The 20875-nt window shown below is 68.6% G+C and carries 22 protein-coding genes; 5 read left to right on the top strand and 17 right to left on the bottom strand.

The annotated features are described in order from the left end of the window. Nucleotide 1: 1 nt before the first annotated feature. The 6 genes from kdpA to ehuB all read right to left on the bottom strand — a co-directional run bounded on the left by kdpA (nt 2) and on the right by ehuB (nt 5140). Complete coding sequence (gene kdpA / locus FGL91_RS06190) at nt 2-1672, bottom strand: potassium-transporting ATPase subunit KdpA (RefSeq protein WP_134352742.1); 1671 nt, start codon at nt 1670-1672, stop codon at nt 2-4. Further along, a complete protein-coding gene (locus tag FGL91_RS06185) occupies nt 1672-1761 on the bottom strand; it encodes a potassium-transporting ATPase subunit F (protein WP_081996993.1) in 90 nt (29 codons plus the stop codon). The genes kdpA and FGL91_RS06185 overlap by 1 nt, the downstream gene beginning before the upstream one ends. A 325-nt stretch (nt 1762-2086) precedes the next feature. Further along, the gene (ehuA, locus tag FGL91_RS06180) at nt 2087-2878 is read right to left on the bottom strand and encodes an ectoine/hydroxyectoine ABC transporter ATP-binding protein EhuA (RefSeq protein WP_081996992.1); all 792 of its coding nucleotides are present in this window, start codon (nt 2876-2878) and stop codon (nt 2087-2089) included. Then, complete coding sequence (ehuD, locus tag FGL91_RS06175; protein WP_047522808.1) at nt 2862-3518, bottom strand: ectoine/hydroxyectoine ABC transporter permease subunit EhuD; 657 nt, start codon at nt 3516-3518, stop codon at nt 2862-2864. The genes ehuA and ehuD overlap by 17 nt, the downstream gene beginning before the upstream one ends. Next, nucleotides 3515-4234, bottom strand: a complete 720-nt coding sequence (locus tag FGL91_RS06170; protein WP_153243373.1) for an amino acid ABC transporter permease — start codon at nt 4232-4234, stop codon at nt 3515-3517. Before FGL91_RS06170 ends, ehuD begins: the two co-directional genes overlap by 4 nt. Before the next feature lie 12 nt (nt 4235-4246). Continuing rightward, nucleotides 4247-5140: an ectoine/hydroxyectoine ABC transporter substrate-binding protein EhuB gene (gene ehuB / locus FGL91_RS06165; protein WP_153243372.1), complete on the bottom strand. Its 894-nt coding sequence runs from the start codon at nt 5138-5140 to the stop codon at nt 4247-4249. A gap of 233 nt (nt 5141-5373) precedes the next feature. On the opposite strand from ehuB, the gene FGL91_RS06160 reads away from it, so the two are divergent. Next, nucleotides 5374-6126: a GntR family transcriptional regulator gene (locus FGL91_RS06160; protein ID WP_166804682.1), complete on the top strand. Its 753-nt coding sequence runs from the start codon at nt 5374-5376 to the stop codon at nt 6124-6126. Between the two features lie 132 nt (nt 6127-6258). Beyond that, entirely contained in the window at nt 6259-7011 is a 753-nt protein-coding gene (locus FGL91_RS06155; protein ID WP_153243370.1) for an SDR family NAD(P)-dependent oxidoreductase, read from the top strand. A gap of 149 nt (nt 7012-7160) precedes the next feature. Here FGL91_RS06155 and FGL91_RS06150 read toward each other — a convergent pair whose 3' ends face one another. Together FGL91_RS06150 and FGL91_RS06145 are read right to left on the bottom strand one after the other, a co-directional pair. After that, complete coding sequence (locus FGL91_RS06150) at nt 7161-7487, bottom strand: hypothetical protein (protein WP_131493108.1); 327 nt, start codon at nt 7485-7487, stop codon at nt 7161-7163. A gap of 68 nt (nt 7488-7555) precedes the next feature. Continuing rightward, complete coding sequence (locus FGL91_RS06145) at nt 7556-7999, bottom strand: MarR family winged helix-turn-helix transcriptional regulator (RefSeq protein WP_134352739.1); 444 nt, start codon at nt 7997-7999, stop codon at nt 7556-7558. Nucleotides 8000-8129: 130 nt separating this feature from the next. Between FGL91_RS06145 and FGL91_RS06140 the strand changes: the two genes are divergently transcribed. Both FGL91_RS06140 and FGL91_RS06135 read left to right on the top strand, forming a co-directional pair. Then, entirely contained in the window at nt 8130-8372 is a 243-nt protein-coding gene (locus FGL91_RS06140; protein ID WP_131493104.1) for a hypothetical protein, read from the top strand. Further along, complete coding sequence (locus FGL91_RS06135) at nt 8369-8923, top strand: MarR family winged helix-turn-helix transcriptional regulator (RefSeq protein WP_153243369.1); 555 nt, start codon at nt 8369-8371, stop codon at nt 8921-8923. Before FGL91_RS06140 ends, FGL91_RS06135 begins: the two co-directional genes overlap by 4 nt. 34 nt (nt 8924-8957) lie before the next feature. Here the strand turns inward: FGL91_RS06135 and FGL91_RS06130 are convergent, their stop codons facing one another. Further along, the gene (locus tag FGL91_RS06130; protein WP_227991939.1) at nt 8958-9275 is read right to left on the bottom strand and encodes an ArsR/SmtB family transcription factor; all 318 of its coding nucleotides are present in this window, start codon (nt 9273-9275) and stop codon (nt 8958-8960) included. Next, on the bottom strand, nt 9272-9754 hold the full coding sequence (locus tag FGL91_RS06125; RefSeq protein WP_153243368.1) for an SRPBCC domain-containing protein: 483 nt from the start codon (nt 9752-9754) through the stop codon (nt 9272-9274). Before FGL91_RS06125 ends, FGL91_RS06130 begins: the two co-directional genes overlap by 4 nt. A gap of 183 nt (nt 9755-9937) precedes the next feature. On the opposite strand from FGL91_RS06125, the gene FGL91_RS06120 reads away from it, so the two are divergent. Beyond that, entirely contained in the window at nt 9938-11476 is a 1539-nt protein-coding gene (locus tag FGL91_RS06120; protein ID WP_153243367.1) for an SDR family oxidoreductase, read from the top strand. A 4-nt stretch (nt 11477-11480) separates the two neighbouring features. On the opposite strand, the gene FGL91_RS06115 is transcribed toward FGL91_RS06120, so the two are convergent. The 7 genes from FGL91_RS06115 to FGL91_RS06085 form a co-directional block, all read right to left on the bottom strand. Next, complete coding sequence (locus tag FGL91_RS06115) at nt 11481-13499, bottom strand: BCCT family transporter (RefSeq protein WP_153243366.1); 2019 nt, start codon at nt 13497-13499, stop codon at nt 11481-11483. A gap of 137 nt (nt 13500-13636) precedes the next feature. Further along, nucleotides 13637-15367: an ABC1 kinase family protein gene (locus tag FGL91_RS06110; RefSeq protein ID WP_153243365.1), complete on the bottom strand. Its 1731-nt coding sequence runs from the start codon at nt 15365-15367 to the stop codon at nt 13637-13639. Nucleotides 15368-15415: 48 nt separating this feature from the next. Beyond that, nucleotides 15416-16093 carry a PadR family transcriptional regulator gene (locus tag FGL91_RS06105; RefSeq protein ID WP_194239322.1) on the bottom strand — a complete coding sequence of 226 codons (678 nt, stop codon included), beginning with the start codon at nt 16091-16093 and terminating at the stop codon, nt 15416-15418. A 302-nt stretch (nt 16094-16395) separates the two neighbouring features. Then, a complete protein-coding gene (locus FGL91_RS06100; protein WP_227991933.1) occupies nt 16396-17736 on the bottom strand; it encodes an HNH endonuclease in 1341 nt (446 codons plus the stop codon). A gap of 224 nt (nt 17737-17960) precedes the next feature. Further along, the gene (gene panB / locus FGL91_RS06095; RefSeq protein ID WP_153243364.1) at nt 17961-18830 is read right to left on the bottom strand and encodes a 3-methyl-2-oxobutanoate hydroxymethyltransferase; all 870 of its coding nucleotides are present in this window, start codon (nt 18828-18830) and stop codon (nt 17961-17963) included. After that, nucleotides 18827-19714 (bottom strand): pantoate--beta-alanine ligase, encoded by an 888-nt coding sequence (panC, locus tag FGL91_RS06090; RefSeq protein WP_153243363.1) that lies wholly within the window; start codon nt 19712-19714, stop codon nt 18827-18829. The genes panB and panC overlap by 4 nt, the downstream gene beginning before the upstream one ends. Then, entirely contained in the window at nt 19711-20694 is a 984-nt protein-coding gene (locus FGL91_RS06085; RefSeq protein ID WP_153243362.1) for a Rossmann-like and DUF2520 domain-containing protein, read from the bottom strand. Before FGL91_RS06085 ends, panC begins: the two co-directional genes overlap by 4 nt. Nucleotides 20695-20875: the final 181 nt, after the last annotated feature.

The raw sequence follows: 20875 nt of genomic DNA, 5'->3' as shown, positions 1-20875 counted from the left end.
GTTACAGCAGCCCTTCCGCCAGGGGACCCAGCGTGAGAACGGGGAAGAAGACGAGTGCGGTCACCAGGACCGCGGTGCCGACGGTGAGACCGATGAAGAGCGGTCGATGCGTCGGCAGCGTGCCCGCCGTGGCGGGGACCTTGTCCTGCGCGGCCAGCGAACCGGCCAGGGCCAGGACGAGGGCGATCGGCAGGAACCGTCCGAGGAGCATTGCGACACCGAGTGCTGCCGTCAGCCACGGCGTGCTCGCGGTCAGGCCCGCGAAGGCGGATCCGTTGTTGTTCGCTGCGGAGGCGAACGCGTAGATCACCTCGGAGAGGCCGTGCGAACCGCTGTTCGCGAGCGATTCGTCGATGATGCTGCCGCGGAGCGCGGGAATCGCGAAGCTGAGGGCGACGCCCCCGAGCACGAGGATCGGCATCACGAGGATGTACATGCTCGCGAGCTTCATCTCCCGCGGCCCGATCTTCTTCCCGAGGTACTCCGGCGTGCGTCCGACGAGCAAGCCGGCGACGAAGACGGCGATCACGGCGATGATGAGCATCCCGTACAGGCCGGCACCCACACCACCGGGCGCGATCTCGCCGAGCAGCATGTTGACCATCGGCATCATTCCGCCGAGAGCCGTATAGGAGTCGTGCATCGAGTTCACCGACCCCGTCGAGGTGAGCGTGGTGGTCGACGCGTAGAGCACCGACTGCACGAGCCCGAACCGCGCCTCCTTGCCTTCCATCGCGGCGCCGGCGAGTTCCGGAGCCGAACCGCGGCCCGCGAACTCGAACGCCGCGAGAGCGAAGGTCGACGCGAGGAACAGCGTTCCCATGACGGAGAGGATCGCGTATCCCTGACGGTTGTCGCCGACGATCCTGCCGAACGTCCGCGGCAGGGAGAAGGGGATCAGCAGGATCAGGAAGCACTGCAGCAGGCTCGTCCACGCCGCGGGGTTCTCGAAGGGGTGGGATGCGTTCGCGTTGTAGAAGCCGCCGCCGTTCGTGCCGATCTCCTTGATCGCCTCCTGAGAGGCGACGGGACCACCGGGGATCGTCTGCGTGCCACCGGAGACCGTGCTCACATCGACGTAGCCGTTGAAGTTCTGCACGACGCCGCCGGCGATCAGGACGATGGCCGCGATGATCGACAGCGGGAGCAGGATGCGGAAGGTACCGCGGACGAGGTCGACCCAGAAGTTGCCGATGACGCCGGATCGACGGTATGCGAAGCCGCGCACGAGCGCGATCGCGACGGCTATTCCGGTCGCTGCCGACACGAAGTTCTGCACCGCGAGACCGGCGAACTGCACGGTGTACGACAGCGCCTCACCCGAGTAGGCCTGCCAGTTCGTGTTGGTCACGAAGGAGATCGCGGTGTTGAACGCCACCCCCGACTCGACGTTCTCGTTGCCGAGGGCGTACGGCAGCCACTGCTGCGTGCGCTGGAGCGCGAAGAGCAGCAGGACACCCACGATCGAGAAGGAGAGAACCGAACGCAGATATGCCTGCCAGGACTGCTCGCGCTTCGGGTCGACGCCGATGACTTTGTAGATGCCGCGCTCGACACCCCAGTCCTTCGTCGTCGTGAAGGTCCAGGCCATGTAGTCGCCGACCGGCCTGTAGACGAGGGCGAGGGCGAGGGCGAGGGTGGCGACGCTCGCGATGAGGAAGCCCCACTCCATCAGAAGCGCTCCGGCTTCACGAGGGCGAACACCAGGTAGACGACAGCAGCGACGCCGAGCACGGTCGCGAGAAGCTCGAACACGATCACAGCTTCTCCACCGCCTTCCCGACGAGGCCGACGGTCACGAACAGGACGATCACGCCCAGCACGTAGACGAGGTCAAGCACAGAGAGCTCCATTCAGGCTGCGGCGATCGCCGGGCGGCGACCGCGCGTCTCGAGGACGCAACACCCGATACAACACCCCTCGGTGCCCCTGCTTTGACCGCCCTTACGGAACCCATACGACGATCCCGGCGACCCTCACGGGGCGCTCACAGGATCGTCGGATCGTCGCCTCCTCGTCCTCCACAGGGGAGGGCGCTCCTCGCGTCGACGACGCGAGGAGCGGGAGGGGGAGGCGAGCTCGAGGCTCAGTCGCTCAGCACTGCGGAGAGGAAGTCCCTCGTGCGCTGCTCGCGCGGCGCGGAGAACATCGTCTCGGGGTCGGCCTCCTCGACGATGCTGCCCTGATCGAACATCAGCACGCGGTTCGAGACGTCCCGGGCGAACTGCATCTCGTGGGTGACGATGAGCATGGTGATGTCGGTCGTCTCGGCGACGTCGCGCAGCACGCCGAGCACCTCCCCCACGATCTCGGGATCCAGAGCGCTGGTGACCTCGTCCAGCAGCAGGATCTCCGGGTCCATCGCGAGCGCACGGGCGATGGCGACCCGCTGCTGCTGGCCACCCGAGAGCTGCAGCGGATGGGCGTCGGCCTTGTCCGCGAGGCCGACCTTCTGCAGCAGGTCGGTGGCCTTCGCGGTGGCCGCCGCCTTCGACATGCCGAGCACGTGCACGGGGGCCTCGATGAGGTTCTCCATCACGGTCATGTTCGGGAACAGGTTGAACTGCTGGAAGACCATGCCGATGCGCTTGCGCACCTCGTTGCGGTGCTTCTCCCGCAACGGCACGCGCTTGCCGCCGCGTTCGACGTGCGTGAGCGGCTCGCCGTCGATGAAGATGTATCCGCCGTCGGCCTCTTCCAGCGTCATGACCAGACGGAGGATCGTGGTCTTGCCCGAGCCGCTCGGTCCGATGAGCGTGACCCGGTCGCCCTGCTGCACGTCGAAGGTGAGGCCGTCGAGCACGACGTGGTCGCCGTAGCGCTTGTGCACCGCGTCGAAGCGGATGGCGGGACGGGAGTTCTCAGGAGGCGTATTCAAGGCGCTTCTCCAATCTGCGGACGAGGACGGATGCGGGGTAGCTGGCAAGGAAGAAGATCACACCGGCGAGCGTGATGGGCTCGAGGTAGCGGAAGCTGTTCCCGCCGAACTCCAGGGCGTTGCTGACCATGTCCGCCACGGTGATGGCGATGAGGAACGGAGTGTCCTTCAGCATCGAGATCACGTAGTTGCCCAGGGAGGGGACGGTCGCCCTGATCGCCTGCGGGAGCACCACGGCGGTCCAGGTGCGCGGGCGGGACATACTCAGGGCGGTGGCAGCCTCCCACTGCCCGCGCGGGACGGACTCGATGCCGGCACGGTAGACCTCGGCCATGTAGGTCGCGTAGTGGATGCCGAACACCGCGATGCCGATGGTCAGCGGATCCACGGTCACCAGCGCGAAGTAGGCGAAGAGCAGCTGGATGACGATCGGGGTCATCCGGATGAAATTCACCAGGAAGCCGACGCTCGCCGCGACGGGTCGAGGGGCACTGCGGCGCACGACGGCGATCACGAGGCCGAGCACGGCGGCGATCGCGCTCCCGGCCAGGGTGACGACGAGGGTGACCGTGAAGAAGCCCTCGAGCAGGTGCGGGAGCGCCGCCCAGGCGGTGTCCCAGCTCCAGACGGGTCCGTTCATGCGGCGGTCTCCCCTCGGGTGACGGGCGAGCGGAAGCGCAGGGTCTCGGCCAGCGACTCCCCGCGCCCGAGCTTGTGCTTCGCGCGCACCTCCAGGGCGTTCATCACGAGGGTCAGCGCGTAGGCGATCACGAAGTAGAGCACCATGCCGACGACGCCGTAGAAGAAGGTGTCGGTCTGGATGCGGAGGCGGTCCAGCGCCACGGTCAGGTCGATGAGCGTGATGAACCCGACGATCGCGGTGCCCTTGAGCAACTGGATGAGCAGATTCGTCAGAGAGGGGATCATGAGCGCCCAGGCCTGCGGGAAGATGACCCGGCGCATCCGGTGTGCAGGGGTCATGCTGAGGGCGGTGGTCGCCTCCCACTGCCCGGTGGGGACGGAGTTGATCGAGCCGCGGATGACCTCCGCACCGTAGGCACCGTAATTGAGACCGAGGCCGAGGATGCCGCACGCGATCGGGGAGATCGAGACGCCGAGCTGGGGCAGCACGAAGAAGAGGAAGAACAGCTGCACGACCAGCGACGTGCCACGGAAGAACTCGATGATCACCCGCGAGGTGCCCCGGATGACGATGTTCTCGGCACGGACCGAGAGACCGAGCACCACCGCGACGATGAGCGCGAGGAGGGCCCCGCCCACGGTCAGCGTGAGCGTGACGAGCACGCCACCGCCGATCGCGGGCAGAGCCGCCCACAACGCGGACAGATTGTCCATTCGCCGGTGGCCTCAGCCGAGCTCGCCCGCGCAGAGCTGGGCGGTCGTCAGGTCGGACGGCGGGAGGTTCTCCGCGGTGAAGCCGTACTCCCCGACGAGGTCGAGGTAGGCCTGCTCGTCACCCGTGATGGAGGCGAGCTGCTCGTTGTATGCGTCGAGGAGCTCCGTGTCACCGGTGCGGAACACGGTCGACCCGGCACCGATCTGCGGCACGCCGTCGATCTCCTGGACGAACGCCTCGGTCGTCTCGACGCCGGCGTCCGGGTTGTTGTCCGCCATCCAGTTCAGCGAGATCGCCGTCATCGCGAAGGCGTCGGCGCGCCCGTTGGCGACGAGGTCCATGCCGGACTGCGCGTTGTCCACCGACACCGTGTTCGAGATGCCGAGCTTCTCGGCGTATCCGCTCTCGATCCCTCCACCGAGCACGGCGAGCGTGACCTCGGGGTCGTCGACGACCGAGTCGAGGTCGGTGAGACCGCGCGGGTTGCCCTCGGGCACCATCAGCGTGGTGGTGTACATGATCTCGGGATCGCTGAACGCCGCCTCCTCGCAGCGTTCGGGCAGGATCGACATCCCGGCGCTGATCGCGTCGAAGCGGCCGGCCTTGAGTCCGGGGATCAGCGAGTTCCAGTCGACCTCGACCACCTCGACGTCGTCGATCCCCATGTTCGAGAAGATCTCGCGGTGCATGGCGATGGTCGCGCCGGTGGGCTCGCCGCCCTCGACCCACGAGTACGGACGCTCGTCGGCGATCGCGACGGTGATCTTCCCGTCGTTCTGCAGCTGCTCGAGCGTCGAGCCGCTCTCCTCGTCCGTGCCGGACGACGAGCAGGCGGCCAGAGTCACGACGAGCGCGGCGGAGGCCGCGACGGCGCCGGCGCGCAGATGAGTTCGGGTGGAGGGCATACGGTTCCTCTTTCGATATCGGGCGTGCGGTTGAGCGGGCGAGACCGTTCTCCGGCCTCGGGCCGACGGCCACGTTATGCCGGATCGACCGTTTGTGCACATTCAGACTGTCGGATTGTCTACATTTATACAAACTCGTTATGGTGGGGTGCCCGGCCCGTGCGGACACGTGTCGGGCTCCGACACACGTCGGATGCAGAATGGAGTCACCGACGATCGACTCAGGAGCGCTCATGCCACTCACGCCCGCCCCGAACGGGATGCCCGGCGCGGTCTTCCGCATGGCACGGCCTTCGACGGTCGACCTGATCACGGCCGAACTCCGGTCGGCGATCTTCTCCGGCGCACTGCCGGTCGGCAGCCCCCTGGGCGAGGTGGACATCGCCGCGAAGCTCGGCGTGAGCCGCGGTCCCCTGCGCGAGGCGGCGCAGCGACTCGTGCAGGAGGGTGCACTGACGGCACTTCCGGGTCGGGGCCTGCGCGTGAGCGTGATCCCGGTCGACGGCATCGCCGACCTGTACACCGAGCGCCGGGCCGTGGAATGCGAAGCCGTGCGCCTCATCGTGAGGAACCGGCTTCCGGCGGCGGAGCAGCTCGAGAGCGCGCTGGCCGAGCTGAGACAGGCGAGCACCCGCGCGGACGCACTCGGCATTGGCGACGCGGACATCGCGTTCCACCAGGCCCTCGTGAACGCCGCGCAGAGCCCTCGACTCTCCCGCGCCATGATGACGCTCGCGCTCCAGACGCGGATCGCGAGCTTCAGTGCCGACGAAGGTTATGCGGTGCCCGCCTCCGTCTCGCCCACCTATCAGGCGTTGATCGATGCGCTGTCGCACCACGACGCACCGGGCGCGCTGGCCGCGCTCGACGAGCAGTTCGACGATGCGGTCGCGCGCCTCACGGGCCGGCGCGATGTCGAGACCGTGGAGACGGGTGCGATCCTGGCACCGCCGACGCTCAGCAGGATCGACGTGGCCGACGCCTGACCGGCACCTTCCACACGGGGACACTTCCATTCACGTGAATCCACCCCGGTCGTGAAGGCGTAGGGTGGAAGGAAGGACGGACCGTCCGAGAAGATCTCCCGGCACCGTGCCCGCCCGGAAGTGGAGTCTCTCGTGGCTCAGTACGACGTCTCGAACCGCTCGGCGATCGTGACGGGAGCAGGCAGCGGAATCGGACGCTCGACCGCTCTCCTGCTGGCGAAGAACGGGGCAGCGGTCGTGGTCAACGACCTGAATGCCGAGCACGCGAACGCGGTCGTCGAGGAGATCCGCGCGGCCGGCGGGACGGCGGAGGCCTCCGTGGGCGATGCGACGGACGCCGCCTGGATCGCCTCCTCCATCGAGACCGCCAACTCCCTGGCTCCGCTGCGCATCGGGGTCAACAACGCCGGCATCGGCGGCGCGACCGCCCCGACCGCGGAGTACGAGGACGACGCCTGGGACAAGGTCATCGCGATCAACCTCAACGCCGTGTTCCGGAACATGAAGGCGCAGATCCCGTCGATCCTCGCGAACGGCGGCGGATCGGTCGTGAACATCGCCTCGATCCTGGGAAGCGTCGGGTTCGCCGGCTCGCCCGCCTACGTCACCGCCAAGCACGGCGTGGTCGGCATGACCAAGTCGGCAGCGCTCGAGTACTCGGCGAAGGGGGTGCGCGTGAACTCGGTGGGCCCCGGCTTCATCGACACCCCGCTGCTCGCGAACATGGGCGACGAGGCGAAGGAGTTCCTCGTCAGCAAGCACCCGATCGGCCGACTGGGCCAGGCCGACGAGGTCGCGAGCCTCATCGCGTTCCTCGCCAGTGACGCCGCGAGCTTCATCACCGGCAGCTACCACCTCGTCGACGGCGGATACACCGCCCTCTGAGCGAAGGGCATCCGGCCGCCAGGACCCGATTCCGGGCGGCCGGATGCCAAGAGCGGCGATGTCGTCACCCCCCGGTGACACCGCCACGCACCTCCGTCCGGTCTTCGCGCTGCTTTGCCCAGGAGCGCGGAGTTGACGGAGGCGAGCTTTCAGGCGACCGCGTGCATCGGCGCCGCAGACGGCAACGACGCGGCGAAGTCGGGATCCGTGAGGTCCAGCCCGTTCGCCGAACTCGCGGCAGCCATCATCTTCACCAGCAATGGCCGCTGGAGCTCACGCTCGTCGTCCACCACGAAGCGCACCGGAATCGACGCGTGCATCCACAGGGTCTCGATGGTCGACTCCGTCGTACGCAGCGTGAGCGGGAAGGACTCGCCCCGGCGGAGCTTCGTCACGGCGACGAGTCGGAGATGCGCGAGCAGCGGGTCGTCGATCTCGATGACCTTCGATTCTCCGGCGTAGCTGAGCAGACCCATGACGTCCCCTTCCTGTATTTCGTACAGGAATTAGATTACTAGTTTAACTAGCTAAATGGAAGTCGGGCCTATTCGATGCCTTCGAGTTCGCGGGCGAGACGCCGCAGGAACAGCGAGATCGCGGCGAGCTGCTCGGGTGCGAACTCCCTCTCCACCCGCTCGATGCGGCGAGAGATCTCGTCGGCAGGAGAGTGCAGATCGCGAAGAGACGGACGGATGATCTTCGAACGCGCGTCGTCCGGATGGACGGCCACGACCACCTGACCGCGCTCGGCGAGCCGGCGCACGACGGAGGTGACGGCCGCCGTGCTCACCCCGAGCTGAGCGGCCAGCTCGCCGGGCGTGACCGGGGTATCGACCGGAGCCGACGCGATGATGCGCATGGCCGAGCGATCCGTCTCATTGGGTTGACGCGCTGCCGCCAGCCGTCGACGCAGCTGCGCCTCGGCCCGCCGGAACTCTTCGACATCGCGGGCGAGCTCCGATGCCACGACGTCCAGACCATTCCCCATTACGCACCTCCCCCGCGGCCCAGGTGCCCATGTTACCTCGGCAGCCTTATTACCTGACGAACTAGGGAATTCGGTCGTCGCCGGTACCCTCCCACGATGAGAGGATTGACTCACCGCGCGAAAGGAACCCATGGTCGACCCGGTCACCCTCGAGGACGAGAAGTTCATCGGCTATGCGAGCCTGCTCGAGCACCTGCAGAGCCGGTTCCCCGGGATTCCTCGCGACAGGATCGAGCAGATCATCGTGGCGGAGAACGACGCGATCACCGGCGGGTTCCTGCTCGTGGTCCCCGTCGGCGTCGCCGCGGGAGCGGTGGAGATGCTCGAACGGGAGTCCCTCCCCGAGGCCGACGGAGAGGTGGTGGCGTCATGAGCGACCCCCAGGAGTACACGCGCTCCGGATACTGGTACCCCGACGGCGGGAACGTCAGCACCGTCGACGTGCTGAACATGCTGCGGCGCTACCGGGCGGCCGAGACCGCGATGCGCGCACGCACCCGCGCATCGATGGGAATGAACGAGACCGACCTGATGGCACTGCGCTTCCTGCTCCGGGAGCAGCGGGCGGGCCGCATCGTCCGCCCGATCGACATCGCGAAGATGCTCGACATCTCCACGGCGTCGACGACCACTCTCATCGACAGGCTCGAGAAGGGCGGACACGTCCGTCGCGAGCCCCACCCCACCGACCGCCGCGCGGGAGTCGTGGTGCCGACCGTGAGCAGCGACGAAGAGGTCCGCGCGACCCTCGGGGCCATGCATCGACGCATGCTCGCCCTGGTCGACGAGCTGTCCGACGACGAGCGTGCGGTGGTCACGCGGTTCCTCGCCGGCATGACGGCGGCGATCGAAGAGGCCTCCGACCTCGACCAGGAGCTGCGCGACGCCATCCGCGACGAGAAGGACACGGGCCCCGCGCGCTGACCCGCCGTCGCCGACAGCCCGACACCCCGAGCCCCTACAGCCCCTCCGCGATCTCCTTGATCGCGGCGAGGCGGCGGTCCCACTCGCGCCCGATCACGTCGAGCTTCGCAGCGGTGGCGGAGAGCTCGGCGCCGACGACGCGGAAGCGCACCTCACGGCCGACCCGCACGGGCTCGACGAGACCGACCTCCTGCAAGACGGCGAGATGCTTCGCGATCGCCTGACGGGACACCGGAAGGCGCCCGGCGAGAGCGGATGCCGACGCCTCCGCCTCCGCGAGCTCCGTCAGGATGCGCCAGCGCGTCTCGTCCGCGAGCGCCGAGAACATGGGCAGGAGGGTTGCTGCGGTCATGCTTCGCCTTCCACCAGGGTGACCATCTTGTCCAGCTCCAGGTCCCAGCCCGTGCGGTGCGACTCCAGGTTGGCGCGCGGGTCGGACGTGCGCTCGAAGCCGCTCTCGACGACCGTGAGGCGCGTGCCACCCTCGGCCTCTTCGAGCGTGAAGGTGAAGACCGTCGAGGTGGTCTCGTCGATGCTGTCGGGCAATGCACCGAGGGCGTCGTCGTTGTTCCAGCGGTAGGTGATGCGCCGCGGCTCGTCGTACTCCTCGACCCGCAGGGGGATCACGTCGTAGTCGGGGAAGGTCATCGTGCCGGTCGCGCCGACCCCGGCGCCGTCGAGCACGGTGCGCCCGAACCACCGGGAGATGTGCTCCGGCTCGGCCACGGCCCGCCAGACCTTGTCGGCGGGTGCCGCGATCAGGATGGTCCGCCGAACGGAGAAGGTCTCCTCGTCGACGACGGATGCCTCGTTGTGGGTCATGTTCACCATGATGGTTCCTTTCGGCGTTTCCTGCATGTTCCGTCGGCCGGGCGACCGACTGCAACTTCAGGGTTGCATGTTGCGGGCGGAAACGCAACCCTTGCGTTGCAATAGGGGCTTGTGCTCGTACCGGTCGCCACGACGCCCCGCAACCCCGTTCCACCGGACGCGGGGGCGACCTACGCTCGACCTATGCCCGAACTCACCCACCCCACCGGCCGTGAAGAGGCGCTGCGCGCCGCACCCCGCGACGACGGCTCCGCCCCGCGCGCCCTCGTGCTCGGGGCGACCGGCTACATCGGCGGACGCCTGACCCCGCGGCTGCTGAACGCGGGCTACCGGGTGCGGGTCCTGGCGCGTGACGCCGCGCGCGCGGCCTCCTTCCCCTGGGGCGGCGACTGCGAAATCGTCGAAGGCTCGGCGGATGATGCGGATGCCGTGGCCACCGCCATGGACGACGTCGACGTCGTGTACTACCTGATCCACTCGATGTCCGCCGGCAAGGGCTTCGAGGAGAGCGATGAGCGGGCGGCGACGACGGTGGCCGAGGCCGCAGCGCGGGCAGATGTGGGCCGCATCGTGTACCTCGGCGGACTGCATCCCGACGACGCGAAGCTGTCACCGCACCTGCGCTCGCGTGTGCGCGTGGGGGAGATCTTCCTGCGGTCGGGCGTGCCGACGCTCGTACTGCAGGCGGGCGTCGTGATCGGCTCGGGGTCGGCGTCGTTCGAGATGATCCGCCACCTCACCGATGTGCTGCCGTACATGCCGGCGCCGAAGTGGGTGCGCAACCGCATCCAGCCGATCGCCGTCCGCGATGTGCTGCACTACCTGCTCGGGGCGGCGCGCGTCGACGCCGATGTGAACCGTGCCGTCGACATCGGCGGGCCGGACGTGCTGCGCTACGGGCAGATGATGAACGGCTACGCCGTCGAAGCCGGGCTCCGCCAGCGCGCCATCGCCGCTCTCCCCGTGCTCACGCCGGGGCTCGCTTCGCACTGGGTGAACCTGGTGACGCCGGTGCCGCGCTCGATCGCCCGTCCGCTCGTGGCATCGCTGCAGAACGAGTGCATCATGAAGGATCACGCGGTCGACGAGCTGATCCCGCGCCCCGAAGACGGCCTGACCCCGTATCGGCGGGCGGTCGACCTCGCGCTCGGACGGGTGCGCGGCGACAGCATCGAGACCAGCTGGCAGGACTCAGAAGTGTCGGGCGCGCCCAGTGACCCGTTGCCGAGCGACCCGGACTGGGCCGGACGCACCGTGTTCACGGATTCGCGGTCCGTCGCCACCCGCGCCTCCGCGGCGGAACTGTGGCGCGTGATCCTGGGCATCGGCGGCGAGAACGGCTGGTACTCCTCCCCGCTGCTGTGGGCCGTGCGGGGGTTCATGGACCGGATCGTGGGTGGCGTGGGCCTGCGTCGCGGCCGCCGGAGCCGCACCGCGGCGAGGGTCGGCGACGCGATCGACTTCTGGCGCGTCGAAGCGGTCGAGAGGACCGAGGCCGAATCCCTGCTGCGCCTCCGCGCCGAGATGAAGGTGCCCGGCGAGGCCTGGCTCGAGCTGCGCGCGGTGCCGGACGGCGAAGGCGCGCGCTACGAGCAGCGCGCGATCTTCTTCCCCCGCGGACTGAGCGGACGCCTGTACTGGCTCGCCGTGCTGCCCTTCCACGGACTGATCTTCGCCGGGATGGCCGCCCGCATCACCGCTGCCGCCGAGGAGGCGTCCTAGCGGATCAGTCCGTGCGGGGCTGCTCCCGGGCAGCCGTCGGGTCCGGGGCGGCCGTCGGGTCCGGAGCAGCCGTCGGGTCCGTGATCGACGCCTCGACGACCGCATCCACCTCGGCGGGCGGGATGATGTCGATCGCCTCGGTCGCGGCCTCGTACACCTCGGCGAGCGTCTCGTCGACGGTCGACTCGTCGATCCAGTCGAGGTCGTCCTCGGAGTGGTCGTATTCGACCGGCACGAGCGCGAAGTCGTCGCCGTACTCCTCGAGACCGGCCATGACGCTGTGCCGGACGGCCGCGCGGGCATAACGCTCACGGAGGATCAGCGGATCGCGTCGAAGATCCTTCATGAAGGCGATCATCATGAATCCCATGATGATCGCGAAGGGCAGCGCGGCGATGATCGTGACGTTCTGCAGCGATCGCAGACCGCTGCCCTCCTCGCCGATGACGAGCAGCACCGCGGCGATCGCTCCGACCAGCACACCCCACACGACGGCGACCCAGCGAGAAGGCTCCGGCCTGCCCTGCTGAGACAGCGTCCCCATGACGAGGGAGGCCGAATCCGCTCCCGTGACGAAGAAGATCGCGATCAGCACGATGAGGATGGCGCTCGTGATCAGCGAGAACGGCAGGTTCTCGAGCACGCCGAACAGGACCTCCTCCGGCGGGTCGACTGTGAGGTTCGCGCCGTCCATCTGCTGCTGGATCGCCGTGGTGCCGAAGATCGCGAACCAGACGAGAGAGATGGCCGACGGCACCACGATCACGACGGAGACGAACTGGCGAAGGCTGCGCCCGCGCGAGATCTTGGCGATGAACATGCCGACGAACGGCGACCAGGAGATCCACCACGCCCAGTAGAAGATCGTCCAGCCCGACAGGAACGTCTCGGCCGCTTCACCCTGCGATGCCGAGCGGCCGATCATCTGCGGGAGGTCGCCGATGAACTGCACGGCGACCGACGGGATCACGTTGAGGATCAGCAGCGTCGGCCCCACGAAGAACACGAAGAAGGCGAGCAGGAGCGCGACGACCGCATTGATGTTCGACAGCGCGCGGATGCCCTTCGAGACCCCCGAGACGGCCGACGCGATGAAGCAGGCCGTGAGCACGGCGATCACGGCGATCAGGATGCCGTTGCCGAGCTCGCCGATGCCGCTGACGATCTCGACGCCGTGGCCGATCTGCAAGGCGCCCAGACCCAGCGATGCCGCGGTGCCGAACAGTGTGACGATGATCGAGAAGACGTCGATGGTGCGGCCGAGCGGACCGGTCGTGCGCCCCTCGCCGAGCAGCGGCGCGAAGATCGAGGAGATGAGGGGCGTGCGGCCGCGGCGATAGGCGCCATAGGCGATGGCCCCACCGACGAGCGCATAGAACGCCCAGGCCTGCGGACCCCAGTGATACAGCACCTGCGTCTGCGCGGTGTGCATGGCGTCGAGGGTGCTCGCCTCGACCGTGCCCGGCGGCGGGCTCTCGAAGAAGGTGAGCGGCTCGGCGGCACCCCAGAACACGAGGCCGATGCCCATTCCGGCGGCGAAGAGCATCGAGATCCAGGAGAACATCGAGTACTCGGGCTCTTCGTCGTCGCGCCCGAGCGGGATGCGTCCGTAGCGGCTGAAGCCGATGAACAGCATGAACACCAGGATGACGGTGGCGATGGTGGTGAAGAAGAATCCGAAGTACTGGACGACCCAGTCGAGGACCGTGCGGGTGGTGCTGGCGAGGTTGTCCCCCGCGAACACGCCCCACGCGATGAAGGCGAGGGTCAGGGTCGCCGCCACGCCGAACACGAGCGGGTCGGTGCGGTAGGTGCGACCGGTCTCCTCGACCGAGACGCCCGGGACGAGCGCCGGGTGGACGCTGCGCGGGGGGACCGCCGCGATGTCGCGGACGATCTTCTTGGCGGTCTCGGTGGCTTTGGCCGGCAGGCGGTTCACGCCCGTGCCGACGGCGCCTGTCCGGGTGCTCGGAGGGGTCTTTCCTGCGGAGCGTTCATCGGGCTTCTCGTCAGGGGTCTCCATGGCATCCCATCCTGTCACGCGCGGCGCCGCCCCCTCGTTGTGCGATATGCCGGAACATCCGCTCGATCCCCGGCGCCCCGGGCCTGCGGGGGCGCGAGTGCATGCTCGACGCTGCGGGTTTCTCGGGCGTGCCGCGCCTACCGCGGGCCCCGTCGGCCGACGCCGGCGAACAGGGAGTGCAGCAGGGGGAGCGCCGAGACGCAGATCAGTGTGATGCCCAGCGGGGGCACCGCGGGCACGAGCAGTGCACCGCCGATGAGCATCGCCGCGAAGAGCACGCCCGAGGCGATCCGCCGGGCGATGCCTTCGAGCCGATCGAGGCGGCGTTCCAGGCGCGAAGTGTCGAACGAGACGGTGCCGTCGTCGACGCGGGTGATGATGTCGTCGATGCGCTTCGGCAGGCGCCAGGTCGTGTTCATCGTGTCCATCGCCTGGCTCGCGAACGCCTGCACGATGTTGCCGCTCTCGTCGCGCAGCAGGCGGCCGGCGTAGGGTTCGGCGGCGTCCCAGACGTTGAACGCGGGGTCGAGTCCGCTGCACATGCCCGAGGTCAGCGAGACGGCGCGGATCAGCAGCAGCATGTTCTCGGGCAGTTGCAGCGGGAGCGAGCGCACCATGTCGCCGAACTCCTCCGCGAAGTCACGGAACTCGCGGGGGTCGACCTTGCTGAGCTCGGCGAAACCCATGCCCCCGAACCGGGCGAACAGGGCGGTGAGGGCGCGTTCGAGTTCGCGGGTGTCGGCGGAGGGCAGCAGGACTCCGATCTCCTGGGCCGCTGCGACGAGGCCCCGGCTGTCGCGGCCGGTGACCGCGATCAGGAGGGTGCGCAGGCCGTCGCGGAGGCTCGCCGGGATCTCGGCCATCATGCCGAAGTCGATGAACGTGAGCCGGAAGCCGCCGGGCGTCGCATCTGTCTTATCCGCCGTCGGCGTGGTCGACGGGGTCGGAGAGGTCGGCGTGACGAAGATGTTGCCGGGGTGCGGATCGGCGTGCACGAAGCTGTGCGTGAAGACCTGGTCGAACATGACCTCGGCGAACACCTCGGCGACCTGGGCGGGGTCGATGCCGGCGGCGCGCAGCGCATCCGTGTCGTTGATCTTGATGGCGGTGACGTCGGACAGCGTGAGCACGCGGCGGGTCGATCGCTCCCACACGATCTCCGGCATGCCGACCCGGGGGTCGTCGGCGAAGTTCTCGCGGAACCGTTCGGCGCTCGCGGCTTCGTGCAGGTAGTCGATCTCCTCGCGGCTGGTCTCGGCGAACTCCTCGACGAGCGCGGGCGCGTCGACGCGGTCGGCGACGAGGCGCACGCGGGTCAGCCAACGTGCGACCCGACGGAGCGCCGCGAGGTCGACGGCGACGATCTCGTCGATCCCGGGGCGCTGCACCTTGACCACGACGTCTTCGAGGCCGGTGTCGGCGGCGTCGAGTGCGGAGAGTCGGGCACGGTGCACCTGGCCGAGTGAGGCCGCCGCGACCGGGGTGTCGTCGAACCAGGCGTAGGCGCGTTCGAGCGGGATGCCCAGTTCGGCCTCGGCGAGCGCGCGGATCGCCGGGGTGGGGACGGCGGGGACTTCGTCCTGCAGCCCTTCGAGCTCCTTGGTGATCTCCGGAGGGAGCACGTCGAGGCGCGAGGACATGAACTGTCCGACCTTGATCATGAGTCCGCCGAGCTCCACGGCGAGCGTGTGGAAGCGGCGCGCGAACGTCTGCATCCGTGGCCCGCGCGTGCGCTCGGCGACCCTGCTCATGCCGAGGCGCGGGAGGACGAGCTCGAACCACCAGATCTTGAGGAACTCCCGGCCGGCGAACGACAGGATGCGGCGGTACCGGGCGCGGTGGGCACCCCGTGCCGCAGCATCCGTCATCGTGTGGCCCTTTCGCAGGTCCTCACTCGATGCCGCCGCACTGCGCGGTCAGTCCTGCGCGAGGATCGAGTACAGCCTACGGCGGGCTTCGTCGAGGACCTCGATCGTCTGCTGCACCTGCTCGGGCGAGCCGCTTCGTCCGACCTGGGCGGCAGCGGCGGCGAGGTCGACGCCCGCCTTCGGGAGTGCGTTGAACCGGGCGCTGTCGCGGTGTCCGTCCTTGCCGGACGACGACTCCCACGGGGCCGGGGTCTCGGAGCTCTCGTCGGCGACGGCGCGGCCGGCCTCGGTGAGCGAGTAGGTCTTGCGGCCGTTCTGCTCCTCGGCCTCGATGAGTCCTTCGTCGGCGAGCAGCTGCAGAGTGGGGTACACGGAGCCGGCGCTCGGCTTCCAGGTGCCGCCGCTGCGCTCGGCGATCTCGTTGATGATCTGGTAGCCGTGCATGGGCTTCTCGGCGAGGAGTGAGAGCACGGCGGCGCGGACGTCGCCGCGGGCCATGCGCGAGCCGCCGGACGGGCGGGACTCGAACGACTTGCGGAGCTGGTCCATGGCTTCGAAGATCGCGGCGGCGGGCCCGCCGGGGCCTGCGCCGAACCCGGAACCGGAACCGAACCCGGATCCGCCGAACCCGGAGCCGCCGAAGATTCCGCCCGGTCCGCCGGAGCCGCCGTTGTTCCCGGAGCCGCCGTTGCCGCCGAACGGGTTGGAGGGGAATGCGTTGTTCATGATGACCTCCTGCTGTGGTGAACGATACTCAACGATATATCGTTCAGGCTGTGGGTTGGGTGGGAGTTCTCGGTCGGCGACAAGGTCTCGGGTGCCACCCCTGCCGGTTCAGGGCACGAAGGACCGCGCTGATCACCGCCCTCCGAGGGCCAATCTCTGACAACCACTCCCCGACAACCACTCCCCGACAACCACCCCCCGACAACCACCCTCTGACAACCACTCCCCGACAACCGCCCTCCGAGAACCACTCCCCGACAACCACTCGCCGACAACCGGAACCCTCGCGCGGTGTGTCGCCCTCAGGCCGCGATGTCGAAGCGCGCTCGTCCCCCCAGGCGCGGCGTGCGGGCGGGGTCGACGTATCCGGGTGGAATGAACCACACCCGTCCTACCGGGCCAGCCCCATCGATACGGATCTCCCACTCGTTGTCGTGAATGCGATGGTGACAGGTCTCACACAGCAGCACACCATTGGACAGATCCGTCGGCCCGCGATCTCGCCTCCACCAGCGGATGTGATGCGCTTTCGTCATCTCCGGCGGCAACCCGCACATCGCGCACCCACCGTCCCGCTCCACCAGAGCCAGCCGTTGCGCCCGGGTGAACAGGCGTCTCTCCCGCCCCCAGTCCAAAACTTCGCTCGCACCGCCGAGCACGCACGGGATCACGCCCCCGCCCGCGGCCATCCGCCGCGCCGCACCGACACTGACCGGCTGTTCGATCCCGTCGACCTCTGCGGCTCCGGATCCGGACTCCAGATCCTCCAGCCGCATCCGCACCACGACCGTCGCACCCGCCAACGGCACCCGCTGCGCACACCCGAGAACATGCGCGGCGAACACGGCCAGCGCATCCGCCTGCAGCATCGGCACCGAACGACGATCCGCATCGACTGCATCGGGATCCGGCGCATCCTTCCGCGCTGCGAACGCCGCTGAGACATACCCCCGGATCGCCGTCACGACCGGAGCCGCCGATTCCGCATCGAGCACCGCGCTCAGATGCACCATGCCGTCACGCTCGAACAACGTCAGCGCACGCTTTCCGCGGCGCTCTTCCTCCTTCGGCTCGACCCCGTGCGGGTCGAGCCACGCCTCCGCGCGGACCACGAGCTTGCGGACGTCGTCGAGCGCGAGACCCTGAGCCTTCTCGGCAAGCACCCGCTCCCCCTCGGCGATGCGTTCCGGGCCGGCAGCCACTCGACACCGATCCAGCAGCCCGACGATCATCGCCGCCGCCTGCGCACTGAGAGCCCCGGTGGCGAGCGCCTCGCGTACGAGCGGATACCTCGCCGGCAAGCGCGCTCCGATCAGGTCCATACGCGGCGCCGTCGCCTCGCCGACCTTGACGAGACGCTGCGCATCACCCGTCGATACTCCCGACGTCGCTGCGATCAGCTTCGCCGGACTCCGAAAGCCCTGTTGCTTCGCGAGGCTCTCTGCTCCCAACTCGGGGCGCGACTCGCGTGAGATACCAGCCGCCACCTCCACGTGCACAGCATCCAGACGCCGCTGCAACAGACCGATCGCATCGTTGACGGCGATCAGCTGCGCTCGAGACAGATCGCCGGTCTCCTCGGCGCGCGACCACGCGTCATCGAGGCGAGCCATCGCCTCGTGCAACCCGGTCAAAGTGGACATGCTTCACTCTAACCCGGAACGGCTCTACTTTCGAAGCTTTATTCGATTGCATGCCGGAATATCGCCAAGCATGCATGCAAGCTATCCACAAGCGCGGGACTACACGCCACCAGTCTTCGAAACTATGTACTATGCAAACATGACCCCACACAATGACCCCGGATGCGAGTCACACGCCCGCGATGCTCTCGATGGGGCCGGCGATCGGCCACGCGCCGGCTGGATCAGCGCGTCGCGAGCATCTCCTCCAGGCGCGCCGCCTCACCGCGCGCCATCGTGTAGCCGTGCTCCGCCGAGGGATACACACCGCTGCGCACCTCCCGCGCGTATGCCTCGACGCCGTCGATGGCCGCACTGCGCAGATCGGCGTAGCGCTTGACGAACTTTGCCGCCCCGCCGTCATAGAGCCCGAGGAGGTCGTGGAAGACGAGCACCTGCCCGTCGGCACCCGCTCCGGCGCCGATACCGATCACCGGGATGTCGAGGCGCGGCATGAGGGCTGCGGTCACTTCGGAGGGCACTGCTTCGACCACGAGCATCGCGCACCCGGCATCCTGCAGGGCGAGGGCATCATCGATCACGGCGAGCGCGGCTTCGGCGGTGCGACCCTGCGCGCGGTAGCCGCCGAGAGCCGTCGCGGTCTGCGGGGTGAGTCCGACGTGCCCGACCACGGGAATGCCGGCTCGCACCAGGGCCCGAGCGCGGTCGACGGTCGTGCCGCCGCGCTCGATCTTCACGAGGTCGCAGCCGGCCTCCTTGATGAAGCGCTGTGCCGTCGCGAGGGCGAGTTCGTCAGAGGCTTCATACGACCCGAAGGGCAGGTCGCCGATGAGCAGCGGGGAGGTCAATCCGCGGCGAACAGCCTTGGTGAGCGTGAGCATCTCGTCAACCGTGACCGGCACCGTGCTGTCGTAGCCGAGCACGGTCATCGCGGCCGAGTCGCCCACGAGCACCATGTCGACCCCGGCAGCTTCCACGATCTGCGCGCTGGGGTGGTCGTACGCGGTGACCATGACGAGCGCTTCTCCCGCGTCCTTCTTCGCGGCGAGGGCAGCGAGGGTGACACGGGGGTGGGAACCAGCTTGGGCACTCATGCGCGGACCTCCGTCGCGGTGGGGCCGGCGGCGACGTCGCCCCCGGAGAGGATGTGGTTGTCGATGAGCCGAGCAGCCCCGACGTGCGCAGCCACGGCGAGGAGGGCGTCACGGTCGACGCGCGCGAGAGGGCGCAGAGTCTCGGCATCGCGGAGCTCGAGGTACTCCGGATCGATGTCGGCCTCGTCCAGCACGCGACGAGCGGTCGACAGGATGCTGCCGGCGTCACGGGCACCGCCGTCGAACACCGCGGTCGCTTCGTCGAGGGCACGGTTGAGCGCGGTCGCCTGAGCACGGGCGTCCGCATCGAGGTAGACGTTGCGCGAGCTCATCGCGAGCCCGTCGGCCTCGCGCACGATCGGGCAGGCGACGATCCGCACGTCCAGGTCGAGGTCGCGTACGACGCGGCGGACGACCAGCACCTGCTGCGCATCCTTCTGCCCGAAGTAGGCGGCATCAGGGCGGACGATCCCGAACAGCTTCGTGACGACCGTGGCGACGCCGTCGAAGTGATGTGCGCCGCGACTCGCACCGTCGAGAACATCGGTGAGGCCGGCGACGTGGATGTTCGTCGCGAACCCGTCGGGGTAGATCTCGGATGCCGCCGGGGCGAAGAGGATATCCACGCCCTCGGCTTCGGCGAGCGCGGCGTCTCGCGCCTCGTCACGCGGGTAGGTGCTGAGGTCTTCGTTCGCGCCGAACTGCGTCGGGTTGACGAAGAGCGAGACGACGACGAGATCAGAAGCCGCTCGGGCCGCACGCATGAGAGAGAGGTGTCCGTCATGGAACGCCCCCATCGTGGGGACGAGCCCAACCGACGCGTCTGTGCGCCGTGCGTCGCGGACAGCCGCCCGAACCTCGGTGATCGTGCGGAGGATCCTCATACAGAAGACTCCTTCTCTTCGCCGGCAACTTCTCGCAACGGGTTCTCCCGCGCCCCCTCACGCGACACCGCCCCCCGCGACGGCACCCCTCGCGACGGCATCCCTCGCGACCCTTCCTCCCGCGACCCTGCCTCCCGCGACACCATCTCCCGCGACACCATCTCCCGCGACGCCATCTCCCCCGCCCCCTCCCGCGACACCCCCTCCCGCGACACCGTCTCCCGCGGCAGCACCCCTGTCGACCCTTCCTCCCGCGAGGCGATCGTTCGGGTGGCCACGGCGAGGGCGTCGAACAGTGCCTGAAGGTCGTGTTCCTCCGCAGCTGACCTCTGACGCGCGACCGTGGCTTCATCCCCTCGGGCGATCGGTCCGGTGAGAGCTTCCTGCGCTCCGACGCGTGCCCAGTTCTCGATGGTGCGACCGACGAGCGGGGTGAGGAGTTCGCGAGCCTCGCCCTCGGGGATACCGGCGGCGACGGCGAGTTGCTCGGCCGCATCGAGCACCGCCAGCACGAAGTTCGAGGCGAACGATGCGGACGCGTGATATCTCACGCGGTGCTCGTCGTCGACCGTGAACGGACGGGTCCCGAGCACGCGGGCCAGCTGCTCGGCGACAGAGCGGGCTTCGTCGGTGCGGCCGGCGACCGCGGCGCCGATGCCGTGGAACACGTCGGGCGGCTCGGTCCCCGTAAAGGTCTGCAGGGGGTGGAAACGGAAGTCGACGTCGTCGAGCGAGGTGGCACCCGAGACGTGTCCGACGAACCGCACATGCGGTCGTGCGACGAACGCCACCGCCGGGATGGCGCGGTCCGGCACGCAGAGCAGCGCGATCTCCGCTTTCGGCATCGATTGGTCGCGCCGGAGGGGTCCGAGGACGTCGAACCCGGCCGCGCGCAGTGCCCCGGCGAGCACGCGTCCGACGCGACCGGCGCCGACGATGGCGATGGTCGTTCCTGGCGCGAGTGCGGTGGAGGTCTGCATGTCGATTCCCCCAGCCGATTCACGACGGCCGGGATGCCAGAAGTATCCGCCCATCTCGGCATCCGTTCCAAATCTGAGGCCAGAACGACAACCAAAAGGCAGCCACCACTTGTCATTACCGTAACTCCCGGCGAACTCAGAAGGTCATTTCGATCCCGCCCACGCGAACGAGCCCGTGGAG

The sequence above is a fragment of the Microbacterium sp. CBA3102 genome (assembly GCF_007954505.1).
Taxonomy (GTDB): domain Bacteria; phylum Actinomycetota; class Actinomycetes; order Actinomycetales; family Microbacteriaceae; genus Microbacterium; species Microbacterium aurugineum.
The sequence above is the reverse complement of the archived record's forward strand: the minus strand, read 5'-3'. Positions and strand labels throughout refer to the sequence as shown.

Coding starts and splice junctions, on each gene's coding strand:
- kdpA (WP_134352742.1), bottom strand. CDS start 1,672: ATGGAGTGGGGCTTCCTCATCGCGAGCGTCGCCACCCTCGCCCTCGCC.
- ehuD (WP_047522808.1), bottom strand. CDS start 3,518: ATGAACGGACCCGTCTGGAGCTGGGACACCGCCTGGGCGGCGCTCCCG.
- FGL91_RS06170 (WP_153243373.1), bottom strand. CDS start 4,234: ATGGACAATCTGTCCGCGTTGTGGGCGGCTCTGCCCGCGATCGGCGGT.
- ehuB (WP_153243372.1), bottom strand. CDS start 5,140: ATGCCCTCCACCCGAACTCATCTGCGCGCCGGCGCCGTCGCGGCCTCC.
- FGL91_RS06160 (WP_166804682.1), top strand. CDS start 5,374: ATGCCACTCACGCCCGCCCCGAACGGGATGCCCGGCGCGGTCTTCCGC.
- FGL91_RS06150 (WP_131493108.1), bottom strand. CDS start 7,487: ATGGGTCTGCTCAGCTACGCCGGAGAATCGAAGGTCATCGAGATCGAC.
- FGL91_RS06145 (WP_134352739.1), bottom strand. CDS start 7,999: ATGGGGAATGGTCTGGACGTCGTGGCATCGGAGCTCGCCCGCGATGTC.
- FGL91_RS06140 (WP_131493104.1), top strand. CDS start 8,130: ATGGTCGACCCGGTCACCCTCGAGGACGAGAAGTTCATCGGCTATGCG.
- FGL91_RS06135 (WP_153243369.1), top strand. CDS start 8,369: ATGAGCGACCCCCAGGAGTACACGCGCTCCGGATACTGGTACCCCGAC.
- FGL91_RS06130 (WP_227991939.1), bottom strand. CDS start 9,275: ATGACCGCAGCAACCCTCCTGCCCATGTTCTCGGCGCTCGCGGACGAG.
- FGL91_RS06125 (WP_153243368.1), bottom strand. CDS start 9,754: ATGGTGAACATGACCCACAACGAGGCATCCGTCGTCGACGAGGAGACC.
- FGL91_RS06120 (WP_153243367.1), top strand. CDS start 9,938: ATGCCCGAACTCACCCACCCCACCGGCCGTGAAGAGGCGCTGCGCGCC.
- FGL91_RS06115 (WP_153243366.1), bottom strand. CDS start 13,499: ATGGAGACCCCTGACGAGAAGCCCGATGAACGCTCCGCAGGAAAGACC.
- FGL91_RS06110 (WP_153243365.1), bottom strand. CDS start 15,367: ATGACGGATGCTGCGGCACGGGGTGCCCACCGCGCCCGGTACCGCCGC.
- FGL91_RS06105 (WP_194239322.1), bottom strand. CDS start 16,093: ATGAACAACGCATTCCCCTCCAACCCGTTCGGCGGCAACGGCGGCTCC.
- FGL91_RS06100 (WP_227991933.1), bottom strand. CDS start 17,736: ATGTCCACTTTGACCGGGTTGCACGAGGCGATGGCTCGCCTCGATGAC.
- panB (WP_153243364.1), bottom strand. CDS start 18,830: ATGAGTGCCCAAGCTGGTTCCCACCCCCGTGTCACCCTCGCTGCCCTC.
- panC (WP_153243363.1), bottom strand. CDS start 19,714: ATGAGGATCCTCCGCACGATCACCGAGGTTCGGGCGGCTGTCCGCGAC.
- FGL91_RS06085 (WP_153243362.1), bottom strand. CDS start 20,694: ATGCAGACCTCCACCGCACTCGCGCCAGGAACGACCATCGCCATCGTC.